A 13,116-nucleotide genomic window follows, 5' to 3' on the forward strand; every position below is an offset into this window, starting at 1 on the left:
ATCGCATGAAGAGCCGACCTGTGCATCTTGCCGTTGGATCAAATAACCCGTGAAGCGCTGGCTACGACATAGCGTGCGGGCACTGGGCGTCGTGATCGGGATGATCGTGCTGCTGGTGCTGTTCGCTTCGACCCGTCCGGGCACGCGGTGGATCGTGGGGGCGGTGCTGGATCGGCTTTCCCTGTACGGCGCCACGGTCTCCGCCGACGCCATCGACGGCCGGCTGCCGACGCACCTTACGTTGATCGGCAGCCGCTTCGGTCTGCCGGGAGCCGAGCCGTTTGTTGCCGTGGATACCCTCCGCGTGTGGTATGCGCTATGGCCGTTGTTGCGGCGGGAAGTGCGGCTGGAGGAGGTCGAGGCGATCGGGTGGAAGCTGAATGTGCGGCAGGAGGCCGGCGGCGCCTGGGATCTGATCGCGCTCTTTCCCGAGGATACGACGTCCAGCCGGATCTCGGTGTCGATCGATGCCGCCACGCTGGCCGGCGGCGCCGTGACGGCATCGGTGTATTCCCCGGATCGGGATTCGATCTATCGGATGCGGGACGTGACGATCGCATCCCACGGGCTGCGCTTCGGCGATGCGCTGGGGTTGCGGCTCGATACGCTCCACGCCGACCTCGTCTTCCCGGACACGACGCGCCAGGTGGCCCTCCGCGCCAGCGCGACCCTGCGGGACGACCTCTTCACCCTCGGCGGACTGCACCTCGCGTCGGACCGCAGCCTCGTCGAGGGCGCCGGCACCCTGCGGCTTTCGGTCGCCGAGCGACCCCTGGATCAGGCTACCTTCTCGCTCAGCGCGCGGCCCATCGCGTTCGACGACATCCGCCTCTTCGCCCCATCGCTGGCGCCCGGTGGCGAGGCGACCATAGACCTCCTGGCGACGAGCGACGCCGGCGAGATTCGCGGCGAGGCGTCGGTCGTTTTCCCGGACGGCGGCCGGATCGACGCGTCGGCCCTCGCCCGCCCGTATCCGGACGATCTCCTCCAGTACCAGGCCGACGCGGTCGTCCAGCACCTCGACCCCGGGCTCTTCGCCGGCGATTCGCTTCGTGGGCGCGTCGATGCGCGGCTTTCAGTGGATCTGCAGGGTCCGCACCTCGACTCGCTCAACGGCGAGGCACGGCTCGACATCACGCGCCTGCAGGTCGGGGACCTGGAGATCGGGCGTTCGCTGGCGTTCGCACGGTTCATCGCCGGCATGGCCGAGGCGACCATCCAGACCGGGCTCGGGGACGGGTTGCTCGCGTTCGCCGGCGTGGTGCGTCCCTTCGATCAAACGCCCACGTATCAGCTCGCCGGCCGGGTGGACCGCTTCGATGTGGCCGACCTCCAGCTGGCCTCCGACTGGCGAAGCAACCTGTCGCTCGTTTTCCAGGCCTCCGGCTCCGGTTTCGACCCGGCCACGGCGTCGTCGCTCCTCGAACTCGATTTCGAACCGTCCACCATCAACGATTCGCGCACGGGTACGGGCCGGCTGTCCCTCCAACTCGACGACGGCAACCTCGATTTCTCCACGTCGCTGCTGGCCGGCACGGGGCGCATCGACGCGCGCGGCGCGCTCGGTTTTCGCGCGCCCTATCGGGTGCGGGTGGAGGAAGGCTCGTTCGATAATGTGGATGTGGCCGCGCTCTTCGGCGACACCACGCGTAACGTGGTCCGCGGCCGCTTTTCGGCGGAGGCGACCGGGCGCACTGCCGAGGAGCTGACGCTCGCGGCCCGGCTTGCGCTGCACGATTCGTATTACGGCTCCTATTACACCGAAGAAGCCACGCTCGACCTGGCGCTGGAGCGAGGTGAGGCGACGTACAAGCTGGACGGACGGATGCAGGGTGGCGACGTGCAGCTTGCCGGCACGGTGCGTCCTTTCGACGCCGAGCCGACGTACGCTGTCGACGAAGGGCGGCTCGTCGACGTGGATCTCGGTGCGCTGCTGGGCCGGCCCGACCTGGATACCCGGCTCACGGCCGCGTTGACGGGCGAAGGGCGGCGTTTTGCATCGCCGGCCATCCGGGCGCGTCTCGATTTCGACCCCTCGCGCTTCAACCGGCAGACCATCGATCACGCGCGGGCGACGTTGGATCTCGGCGGGGATTCCCTGGCGGTCGACCTGTCCGTCGACACGCCGGCCGGGGAGCAGCGCGCCCGGGTGGACATGCGCCGCGACGGTGACGTCTGGCAGTACCGGCTGGAGGGCGAACGCATCGAAGGGCTCGATCTCGGCGCGTGGATGGGGCGGGACGCATGGACCACCGATCTCAACGGCCATTTCGCCGCGCTGGGGCGCGGGTTCGAGCTCGCGTCGATGGATCTGAGCGGCGAACTCGCCCTGCGGTCGTCGACCGTCAACGGCGAGTCGCTCGAGGAGGTGTCGGTCGAGCTGGACATGCGCGCCGGCGCGGGCGACGCGAGCGCCCGCGTGCGCTTCGGGCAGGGGCGCGCCGAAGCCCGGGCACGGCTCCGCGGCGTGGGAGGGGCGCGGCCGTCGTATGCCGTGAGCGGAAGCCTCGCGTCCTTCGACCTTGCGTCGATCGCCGGCCTTGATACGCTCGCCAGCCGGCTCACGGGCACGTTCCGCGTGGATGGCGCGGGCCGCGACATCGGCGCGATGCAGCTGGCCGGGGCCGTCGATCTCGGCGCGAGCGCATTCGGGGGGATCGATATCCAGGCCGGCCGCGGCCGGTTTCGGGTGGACGACGGCGTGATTCAGATCGATACCCTCAGGCTGGCGACGAGCGCCTTCGATCTCGAGGGGCAGGGCGGCGTGCTGCTGCCCGAGCGCGCGGAGCGACCGGCGCACGAGCTGGTGCTGACGGCGCAGATGAAAGACATCGCCCCCCTGCGGCGTTTTCTCGATGTCGAGACCCTGGGCATCCAGCGCGGCGAAGTAACGGCGCGTCTGGTCAGCCGTCCGGCCGACTACCGCCTCGAATCGCGGGTCGTGCTCAGCGGGCTCGTGTATGAATCCGTGCGGGTCGCGGACGCGCAGGCGCGCTGGGTCGCCGGCATGTCGACCGCCGGCCGGGTGGAAAACAGCGACCTCTTCGGCGACATCGCGGTGCTGTCGGTGCCGGGGCTGGTGGTCGAGGACATCCACTTCGAAGGCACGCTTCAGGACGAGCGGTTGCCGTTCGTGATCGACGCGCGGATGGACAGCCGCCGGCGCGCTCACCTGGCCGGCACCGTGTACACCGAGGCCGACAGTCAGCGGGTGGATCTCGAAGCGCTCGACATCACCCTCAACGGCGACGCGTGGGCGCTCGACCGGACCGCCACCGTATCCTACGGCCGGACCTACCGCGTCCGCAACTTCCTGCTCGAGAGCGGGGATCAGCAGATAGCGATCGACGGATTGATCGACCTGAACGGCGAGCAGAATCTGGGGATGAGCATCGATGCGTTCCGGGTCGGGTCGGTCGCCGGCCTGTTGGGCTACGAAGGGCTCAGCGGGCGCCTGACGGGCAACCTCGACCTGCGGGGGCCGGCGGCCTCGCCGCGCGTCGTCTCCAACCTGAACATGACCGTGGGTTCGCGCGGCGAACCGGTCGGCGACCTCGCGCTGATCGCCCGCTACGACAGCCTCCGGCTGCAGCTGGATGTGCTGATGAAGCACCAGGACGAGAGCACGTTCTCGCTGAACGGGTACGTGCCGGCCAACTTCGCGCTCGTATCCGACGCCCGGGATCAGGTGGGCGTGCGATCAGAAATCGCCGACGGTCCGGTAGAGCTGAACGCCCGGGCCGACTCGTTCGCCATCGGCTGGATCCTGCCTTTCGTCGACAGGGAATTCGTGGATCGGCTGGAAGGCACGCTGACCACGCGGCTGCGCGTGGAGGGCACGGCCGCGGAGCCGGTGTTGCAGGGCGAGGGGCGCGTCCGGCTTTCGCGGGTTCGCGCGCCCTTCCTGGGCGTCTCGTATTCGGATGTGGGCGTCGATTTTACGACGCGGGACAACGTGATCTACATCGAGGACGTGCACGCCCGCACGGGAGACGGGCGCGTCGATGCGGCCGGCGTGCTCGCGATGAGCAGCATCACCGAAGGGACGTTCGAGGTGGACATCTCCGCCCGCGAATTCCTGGCCGTCGACTCGCGGCAGTACCGCGCCGTGGCGTCGGCCACGCTCCAGCTCGGCGGGACGCTCGCGCATCCCGCGCTCAGCGGCGACGTGAACCTGCGCAGCGGCGACATCTTCCTCGATGCGTGGACGAGCGAGGATACGACGGAGGTCGTTTTTACCCAGGACGACCTGCTGATGCTGGAGCGCACCTTCGGCGTGCGGGTGACGGAAAAAGACACCACCTCGTTCGACCTGTATGAGGCGATGTCGATGGATATCGACGTGAGCATGGACCGGGATATCTGGCTGCGCAGCAAGATCAATCCGGAAATGAACATCCAGTTCACCGGAAACCTCGACCTCACGAAGGAGCCCGCGAAGGAGCAGACGATTTTCGGGGCCATCGAGGTCGTGCCCGAACGGAGCTATATCAAGGAGTTCGGAAAACGATTCGCCATCCGGAAAGGGACGCTCTCGTTCAACGGGCCGGCGACGTCGCCCGTGATGGATATCGAGGCGCGGTACGAAGTGCCCAATCAGCGCAGCCAGGAGAACGCCGTCACCATCAATCTCGACGCCGAGGGCCAGCCCGACGCGCTGAATCTCACCCTCAGCTCCGAGCCGTCGATGGAGCTGACGGACATCATTTCCTACATCGCCACGGGGCAGCCGGCCAGCGAGGCGCTGTTGCTGGGCGGGTCATCGAATTCCTCGTTCGCGAGCGCCGGCCGGGGCTTCGCCGTGAGTCAGGGCGTGGGGTTGCTCACGAGCGCCATCGAGGACCTGGTAAATAAATCCGGTCTGGAGCTCGATGTCATCCAGATCGAGACGAGTGCGAGCGGAAGGGGGGCGACCGTCACGGCCGGAAAATATGTCACTCCGAAGGTCTATACGTCCGTCAGTCAACCCATCGGCGGGGCGGACAGCGGGGGGGCCACCCGCGAAATTGGCACCATCGTTACACTTGAGTTGCAGCTCATGAATTCGCTCCTGCTGCGCCTGCTCGGAGGCGAATCGACGGTGCAAATCAACCTGCTCTGGCAGCACGCCTACTGATCGCCGGCGGGTCCGGAACGGCGACCCGCGGAGGATCCGGATCGGAGGCGGGGTTCGGGCTCGCATTGCGCATGGGCCGGTCCCCGTGGAATGATTTTCGAATCCGGTCCGGGAGATCCCCGATTCATCCCGTGCCGAATTCAGCCATGCCCGTGCTGCCGCCCAAAAAACTCGCTTCGCCTCTCGCGCCCATGTTGTCGGGCGCGGAGATGCTGTTGTTCGCCGGCGGCACGCTCATCTTCCTGGTGCTGCTGTACCACATGCAGGCCATCCTGAATCCGGCGATTCTCTCGGGCGCGTGCGTCATCCTGCTCTGGCCGATCCGGCGGCATAAAATCGTGCACGCGATCCTCCTGTCCGGCGGCTTTTTACTGCTGGTGTGGTTTTTTGTAACGCTCTCGGGGGTGCTGCTGCCGTTCGTGAGCGTGTACATCTTCGCCTATCTGTTCGATCCGGTCGTCACGTACCTGCACCGACGCTACGGGGTCCACCGGGGCGTCTCCTCCCTCTTCGTGACGCTGATGATCGTGAGCGTGGTGGCGTTGCTGGGGCTTTTCCTCATCCCCAATGTGCTCAACCAGCTGGACACGATCGCGAATCACGTGACGACCGGTCTGCGCGAGCTGCGGGCCTGGCTGCTGACGTCGCCCCTGGTGAATTATGCGGTGCCCGGCGATGCCGAGAAAGAGGCGCTCGCCGGCCGGCTGACCCAGTCGATCCAGTCCTACACCCGCGCCTGGACGGAGCGCATCCCGTCCAACGTGGGCGAGATGATGCAGTCCATCGGGCCGGTCTTCAATGTGCTCATGATAGCGCTCGTGATGCCCGTGATCCTGTTTTACATGCTCAAGGATTATCGGCACATCAAGACGGGCATCATCCAGTTGCTGCCGCTCGTCGGCGGTCAGCGGACGTACCTGAAAAAGGTGAGCAGCATCGTGGGCAACTATCTGCGCGGACAGTTGACCATCAGCGTCATCGGTTCGATCATCGTCACCGTGGCCCTGATGATCGCGAAGGTGCCGTTTGCGCTGCTCATCGGGTTGATCGCCGGCATGTTGAACATGATCCCCAACCTCGGCGCGATCATCACGAACATGGTGGGCATCTGCATCGCGCTCGTCTTCGGCGACCGCGGGCTTCTGGATGTCGTGCTCGTCGTGACGATCTTACTGGGGCAGTCGCTGCTGGAGCAGGCCGTCCTCGTCCCCCGGATCCTGAGCCATCACGTGGGGCTGCATCCGGTGCTCATCCTGTTTTCTCTTTTTGTGTTCGGCGCGCTCATGGGGGTGCTGGGGCTTTTTGTCGCGGTGCCGGCCATGGCGTTGATCGCCACCGTATTCCAGACCTACCAGGGCAGGGTCACCTTCGACCTCTCCACCTTCGCCGCCCCGCATGCGCAGGAGATGGAACGGGGTCCGGAGCCGAACCTCTTTGGCGCCGGCGGCGTAACAAACGCCCCCGAGAGAGAACGTAAAGAGCAGCCGATTTTGGAAGTGGCTGACATCGATCTTCTGGAACACTGACCCATCGTGTCTTTTCATCGCTCCGTGCCCCGTCGCTTTCACCCGGGCTATTCATTGCTCGGCAGATGGATTCGTGCGCGTGTTCGGGATGAACGGATGGCGGAAGGCGCCTTCATCCTGGCGTGCTGCGCCCTGTTGCTGATGCTGGCCGTCGCGCAGAACCTGGCGTGGGCGGTCTTCCTGCCGGCCCTGACGACGCCGGCGGCGTTGTCGGTCTTCTGGGCGGCCCAGCTCACGGCGCTGCTGCTGTTCGTGGGCGTAGGCCTGGTTGGATTTCGCCCCGGGTTCACCGTCCGCTGCGACGCGCACCAGCTCGAGGTCGACCGGGCCGGCGAGGCGCTCGTCATCCCCCGCGCCCGCATCCTCCGGGTCGCTGAAATCCCGTATCTCGCCTATTACCGGCACTACAGGGCCTATGCGCGCACCCGCGCATTTCTGGGCGCGGCCGTCGAGCAGGTCCTCCTGATCGAAACGCCGGAGGGGCCGGTGATCCTCGCGCTCCCCGCCGACGAGCGCGCGGCGCTGCGGGCGCTGCTGGAGCGGTCGCCGCGCGACGCCGTGCCGGCCGTGGCGCCGGCCGCCCTGGTCTGAGAACGTCCTCGCTCCTGCGGCGTATAGAACGCCTTTCGCATCCCGCCCAGGTTACCCCCGCGTCCCATGGAGTTCGTCCTCGAGAAGACCGACGAGCATACGAACGCTCGCGCCGGCCGGCTCACCACCGATCATGGCGTGATCGAGACCCCGATCTTCATGCCGGTAGGCACGGTCGGGACGGTCAAGGGCGTGGCGCCGGACCGCCTGCGGGCGGATGTCCGTGCGCAGATCATCCTCGGGAATACCTACCACCTCTACCTCCGCCCCGGCACCGAGCTGCTGCGTGAAGCCGGCGGCCTGCACCGCTTCATGGCCTGGGATCGGCCGATTCTGACGGATTCGGGCGGTTTCCAGATCTTCTCCCTGGCCGAGCGCCGCAAGCTCACCGAAGAGGGCGCGCGCTTTCAGAGCCACATCGACGGCTCCTACCACCAGTTCACGCCGGAGAACGTGATGGACATGCAGCGCGCCATCGGGGCGGACATCATCATGGCCTTCGACGAGTGCCCGCCCGGCGACGCGCCGGAGTCGCAGGTGCGCACCGCCCACGAGCGCACGCTTCGCTGGGCCGAGCGGTGCCGCCGGCGGCTGGCGGATACCGAGCCGCTGTACGGGTACGACCAGGCGCTCTTCGCGATCGTGCAGGGCGGCATCTTTCCCGAGATCCGGCGCGAGTCGGCCGCGCGGTTGATCGAGATGGACTTTCCCGGCTACGCCATCGGCGGGCTCTCGGTGGGCGAGCCGGCGGAACACATGTACGCCATGGTCGAGGTCGTGAACGAGCACCTGCCGGCGCAGAAGCCGCGCTACCTGATGGGTGTGGGCACGCCGGAAAACCTGATCGAGAACGTCGCCCGGGGGGTGGACATGTTCGATTGCGTGATGCCTACCCGCAACGGGCGCAACGGTATGCTGTTCACCACGGAAGGCATCCTCAACATCCGCAATCTGAAGTGGCAGCGGGATTTTTCGCCGGTCGATCCGGGGCTCGACCGGTATGCGGCGCAGACGTTCACGAAGGCGTATCTTCGTCATCTGTTTATCGCCGGCGAACTGCTCGGATTGCAGCTTGCATCCCTGCAGAATCTATCGTTTTATCTATGGCTCATGCAGGAAGCCCGCGCCGCGATTCTGGACGGCCGCTTTCTGGCGTGGAAGCAGGAGATGCTTCCGCGCGTCTCCCGACGACTCTGATACCCTACCCACACATGTCCGCACGTATCTTTTTTGCCGCGCTGGTACTGGGCGGCGCGTTCCTCGCGGCGTGTCAGTCGACCGACGCGCCCGATCCGGTCGTGATCTATCTGATGCGGCATGCGGAGAAACAGGTGCCGCCGGCGGATACCACGGCGGATCCCTCGCTCGATGCGGCCGGCATGGCGCGGGCCGCGGCGCTGGCGCGCACCCTCGGCGAAGCCGGCGTCACGCGCATCCTGAGTACGAATTTCAAGCGGACGATAGAAACCGTCGAGCCGCTGGCGCAGCAGCTGGGGCTGGAGGTGGAACGCTACGATCCGCGCGCGCTCGACGCCGTGGCCGAGTTGCTGAAGACGTCGACGGGCCGCATCGTGGTGGTGGGGCACAGCAACACGACGCCGCAGCTCGTGGGGCTCCTCGGGGGCGAATCGGGGCCGGCGTACGACGAGGTGACCGAATACGACCGGCTCTACATCGTCACCATCGCCTCGGGAAAAACGACCACCATCCAGTTGCGCTACGGCGACTGACGCGCGGTCACACGCGCACCTCGCCGATCTTGCGGAGGCGGCGCACGAGTTCGGCGTACGGCATATAGGGTCCGCCCGGGTCAGCCGACAGTTTTTTCAACTCCTCATAGATCGTATCCCGGAAAGCCTCCTTCAGGAAGAGGTCGTCGATTTCGTCGCGGATGATGTCCATCCGGCTCTGGATGTGGCGATGGATGAGGGTGTACACCCGTTCGGCCTGCTCGTCGTTGCCCGTATCGAACGTGTGATCGATCATGCGTTTGATCGCATAACCGACCGTGAAGATGTACGGCGCGGCGATGACGCTGAGCGAGGTAAGGCTGACGGTGCTCGTTCCGAACAGCATGATCCAGATCAGGGAGAATCCGGCCAGCGTGCCGATGGCGATCGACGTGCGCCGGCGCAGCATCTTGCGCAGCTCCATCGAGACCGTGATCGGCGCCTTGACGCGCCAGTTCTGCCGGCAGATCTGACGGATCGTTTCCTGGAGGCGCTGCGCGATGAACTGATCCGGGTTGAGCGGCGGATCGACCGGTTTGTAGATCGGCTCCAGAAACGAGGTGCCGTCGCCGTCGAGGAAGAGGGCGACCGGGACATCGTAGGGCGGATGCAGCGAGACGCGCCGGCGGGCGAGGGTGTCGCTCGGATCGGGCAGTCGGTCGCGGATCAGCGACGAGATCCACGGCACCGACCACTTGACGGCGTTTTTGAGCGTCAGGCCGCGTCCGTACTGCCGCCAGGCCACATCGACCCGCCGGTGCACCGAGTCCTGCGACTTCTCCCACTGTTCCACCAGCTGGTTGCGGAGGCGCTCGACGTCGTGCAGGATCTGCTTGTGCAGCCGGGGCATGATGGCTTCATAACATTTCTGCGTCAGCTCGCTGTTCCATCGCTCGATAAACGCATCCTCTTGCATCCGGCACAGGAAGAGCGCCGGCGACAGGCCGGCGCCCGGCAGATGCGGCGTGGGCACCTTCACCGATTCGCCCGTGAGCCGTTCGTAGGTCTGCTCGAGCGGCATGAGCACGGCCGCCGCCTCGCCGGGAAGAAACCCGTGGAGCGCCTTGAACGAGAGCGCGGCGCTGTCGAGCAGGCTGCGTCGGATCTGGTTGAACACGTCCGCCTTCCATACGGCCAGTTCCTCTTCCGCCAGTTCGGCGATGCGGGGAAGCCAGACGGTGGCCGATTGCCAGAGCTCGGCCGGGTGCGGCATGCCGTCGCCTTCCGACCCCGGCGCGTAGATCGCGGCTTCGGCGGCGACGCGCGTGCCGGGATGCTGGCCGCGCAGAAAGGCGAGATGTCCGCTGGGCATCTCGGGCAACTTGAAGGCCGCCGCCGGCGGCTCCTTCAGCGTCCACCCCTCCTTGCGCGGGATCGGGCCGTCTTCGCCGGGTTGCCACTGCGTGACGGGCCGGCTGTCGTACTGCAGCTGCCCGAAGATGCGCTGACTGCTCTCCACGATATCCAGATGGATCTCGTTGCGCAGCCGCTCCAGCGAGGGCGGCGGTTCGTTCGCCACCACGAGCTCCGGCGGGGCGTACGACGCTTTTTCGAGCGCCGTCGCCTGCTCCATCGAATACGTCTTGAGCGTTTCCGCGTACTGCTGGATCCGCTCCCCGATGCCGAGTTCGAGGGTTTCGATCTGCTCGTCCAGCGCGCGCTGGAAGGACAGATACGCCCACCGATTCGCGAGGACCCGGTCCACGAACGCCTCGAACCGCCCCGACAGGGCGTCGCCCATCGCTTCGACGAAATAGGACTGGTTCTTCTGCCGGGCGAGGCGCGCGCCCTGGAAAAACCGGTTCCTCAGTTCGCGATACATCAGGGCGTTCGGGTCGTCGAAGATGCTGTCGACCCGTTGCGGCGATGCCGTGAAGGGGACGACCAGATCGAGCGCCCCCGTGAAGCCGGAGCGGGCGTCCTGGACGATCTGGAGCCACTTGTTGTTCGGTACCGCGTCCATGTGCGTGAGCACGCCCATCGAGATGACCGGCAGCACCTTCTTCTGCTGGAGCGCGGTGACGAGCATGCGCGTCTTGTTCTCCATGAGCTGGTCGGCGCGCATCAGCCAGAGGAGCCCATCGGCCTGCCAGAAGTAGCGGTCGGGCAGGTCGGCGTCGTCCGTCGCCGGCGCCTCGGCGAACGCGATGTCGAGCGGCAGACCGGGGGCGTTGATGTGCCACACGATGCGATCGATGGATCCGCCGGCGATCGCGCCGTCGTCTCCGATCTCGTCGGTCAGCGCGCGGGCCTCGCTGAGGGAGAGGACCGTCGGCACGGCATCGTCCTGCAGGATGATTTCGGCCATCTCCTGGCCGCCCTCGGGCCGGCGGTAAATATTCAGCCACGGCAGCGAGCGCCCGATGGGGGCGATCGGCCGGCCCAGCAGCAGATTGATCAGCGACGACTTGCCCGCACCCTGCTCTCCGACCACGAACAGCGTGAACGGATGCCCGAGCGACTCCTGCCGCGTGGCGATCAGATCCGCCTCCCGGTGAAAACCAAAGGTTTCGGCCGCCTCCCGAAGCTTGTGGTATTCCAGGGTATATGAAGGTATTGGAGATGCCATGATCCGAAACGTCGTTGCAACCGATTCGGGCCGCACGGTGGAAAACCCGTGCCCAATTCCTGTGCAGAAATAAATCGGCCCGAAAAGCCCAACAGGGCCTTTCGGGCACGATGTTACCAGAGCGAGGAGCGAAAAAAATTCCTTAACGCGGCATCGCGTTACGCATACTGATCGAAGATGGGGAGCAGCGCGATGCGCTGGTTATCCATGTTCAGCCGCGCGTTGATGGGCATGTAGAAATGCCGCAACTGAGAGGTCTTGTAGCGCATCAGCGACTGCTGGGCGGAGGCCACCTCCAGGTCCAGTTCCGTCTGGGGATCGACCTTCAAGACCTCCTGCTCCACGGCCGTCGTTTCCTCAGAAGTCGTCGCCGCGACGTGGGCATGCGGATCGGTTTTCGCCGCCGTCGACGTCGCTGTTTCCGCCGCCTCGCCCGGCTCGTCATCCGGCGTGTCCGCCTTGGCCTCGGACTGCTCGCGCTGGGCGCGAGCCGCCATCTGATCCGCCTCGCGCGCTACCTTCCGATCCTGGGTCGACGGCTCCTCGGGAGCCAGCGCGGCGCGTTTGATGATGCGGGCTTTTTCGATGGTGGCCTCGGGGTCGCCGGGCACTTCGCTGGTATCGATGTCGACGCTCCCGCCGATCGCATAGCGTTTCCCGTCGGGCCCCGTCTGGTAGTCGTACTTCGGCGTGCCGGCGTAGCGGCCGCCCGTGCGCATGTGGGCTTCTTCGTGCCGGCGTACCTCCGCGTCGCGCTTCTTGAGTTCTTCGATCTGCTTCAGCTCCTCTTCGGTCAGCGCCTGATCGACGCCGGCCTGGCTACCCTGCGCGTCCTCCTGCGCCGCGTTGTCCGACTGCGCCGTTTCCGGGACGGCCTCGGGCCTTTTCCGGTAGAGAAAGGTGTCGGCCAGCGATCCGTTCGCCGCGGCAGGTTGCGTCCCGGAAAGGGATGGGTCGTCGGGACTGGACGTGGAGGTACCCGTCGACGCCGGCGGCGTGACGGCAAAATAGCCGAATTCGGACAATGCCGAGAAGTCTGAGCCTATCATAGCCAATGCAGGCCGAGCCCTGTGTTGCTGAAGAGATCGTTATGTCACGCGGTGCTGTACGTTGGTTAATTGGCCTCAGGGTTCTTTTTGAGCGTATCGGCGGCACCGTAGCCGACTAAAACCGACGCCCCGGATGCCCTCGAACCCATACCGCGTCTCCACGTTAAAACCCGTCCGCCGCTGCCCGAATGGGCCGTGGCGTTTCCAGTATGTCGGGATAGGGCAAGCTCATTGATGAACCAAAAACCGCTGCAAAACCAGGAATGGTGGGATCGATTTCAAGCGCTTCTGGACGAGAAGGAGGAGTGGCCGGGCGAATATCTGTTCAAGTTCATCGTGCCCAGTGCCGGCGTGGATGACGTGCGCGCGTTGTTCGGCGAAGGGCACCCGGTCGAGCTGCGCGCTTCGCGAAAAGGCAACTACGTCAGCGTCACCACCCGGCTCAGCGTGTCCTCCAGCGACGAAGTGATCGATGTGTACACCCGTGCGGCGCGGATCGAAAACATCATTCTGCTGTAGCGGCCCGCAGTGACGA

8 protein-coding genes are annotated in these 13,116 nt (G+C 65.9%); 6 read left to right on the plus strand and 2 right to left on the minus strand.

Features of this window, described 5'->3' with window-relative positions:
* Positions 1 to 49: 49 nt before the first annotated feature.
* From R2834_06290 to R2834_06310, 5 genes are all read left to right on the plus strand, one after another.
* Positions 50 to 5,116 carry a translocation/assembly module TamB domain-containing protein gene (locus R2834_06290; protein MEZ4699920.1) on the plus strand — a complete coding sequence of 1,689 codons (5,067 nt, stop codon included), beginning with the start codon at positions 50 to 52 and terminating at the stop codon, positions 5,114 to 5,116.
* A 131-nt stretch (positions 5,117 to 5,247) separates the two neighbouring features.
* Positions 5,248 to 6,642, plus strand: a complete 1,395-nt coding sequence (locus tag R2834_06295) for an AI-2E family transporter (protein MEZ4699921.1) — start codon at positions 5,248 to 5,250, stop codon at positions 6,640 to 6,642.
* Between the two features lie 24 nt (positions 6,643 to 6,666).
* Positions 6,667 to 7,233 (plus strand): hypothetical protein, encoded by a 567-nt coding sequence (locus R2834_06300; protein MEZ4699922.1) that lies wholly within the window; start codon positions 6,667 to 6,669, stop codon positions 7,231 to 7,233.
* A 66-nt stretch (positions 7,234 to 7,299) separates the two neighbouring features.
* Entirely contained in the window at positions 7,300 to 8,430 is a 1,131-nt protein-coding gene (tgt, locus tag R2834_06305; GenBank protein MEZ4699923.1) for a tRNA guanosine(34) transglycosylase Tgt, read from the plus strand.
* 14 nt (positions 8,431 to 8,444) lie between these two features.
* Positions 8,445 to 8,963 (plus strand): phosphoglycerate mutase family protein, encoded by a 519-nt coding sequence (locus R2834_06310; protein MEZ4699924.1) that lies wholly within the window; start codon positions 8,445 to 8,447, stop codon positions 8,961 to 8,963.
* A gap of 7 nt (positions 8,964 to 8,970) precedes the next feature.
* Here R2834_06310 and R2834_06315 read toward each other — a convergent pair whose 3' ends face one another.
* Positions 8,971 to 11,532: a hypothetical protein gene (locus tag R2834_06315; protein ID MEZ4699925.1), complete on the minus strand. Its 2,562-nt coding sequence runs from the start codon at positions 11,530 to 11,532 to the stop codon at positions 8,971 to 8,973.
* Positions 11,533 to 11,690: 158 nt separating this feature from the next.
* The gene (locus R2834_06320; protein MEZ4699926.1) at positions 11,691 to 12,581 is read right to left on the minus strand and encodes a putative metalloprotease CJM1_0395 family protein; all 891 of its coding nucleotides are present in this window, start codon (positions 12,579 to 12,581) and stop codon (positions 11,691 to 11,693) included.
* A gap of 234 nt (positions 12,582 to 12,815) precedes the next feature.
* Here R2834_06320 and R2834_06325 point away from each other — a divergent pair, with 234 nt between their 5' ends.
* Positions 12,816 to 13,100, plus strand: coding sequence for a DUF493 family protein (locus R2834_06325; protein ID MEZ4699927.1), 285 nt, complete (start codon positions 12,816 to 12,818; stop codon positions 13,098 to 13,100).
* Positions 13,101 to 13,116: the final 16 nt, after the last annotated feature.

This window comes from Rhodothermales bacterium, from assembly GCA_041391505.1.
Taxonomy (GTDB): Bacteria; Bacteroidota; Rhodothermia; order Rhodothermales; family JAHQVL01; genus JAWKNW01.

Bases quoted from the DNA above. Each gene is read 5' to 3' on its own strand.
- tgt (MEZ4699923.1), top strand. From the start codon at position 7,300: ATGGAGTTCGTCCTCGAGAAGACCGACGAGCATACGAACGCTCGCGCC.
- R2834_06310 (MEZ4699924.1), top strand. From the start codon at position 8,445: ATGTCCGCACGTATCTTTTTTGCCGCGCTGGTACTGGGCGGCGCGTTC.
- R2834_06315 (MEZ4699925.1), bottom strand. From the start codon at position 11,532: ATGGCATCTCCAATACCTTCATATACCCTGGAATACCACAAGCTTCGG.
- R2834_06320 (MEZ4699926.1), bottom strand. From the start codon at position 12,581: ATGATAGGCTCAGACTTCTCGGCATTGTCCGAATTCGGCTATTTTGCC.
- R2834_06325 (MEZ4699927.1), top strand. From the start codon at position 12,816: ATGAACCAAAAACCGCTGCAAAACCAGGAATGGTGGGATCGATTTCAA.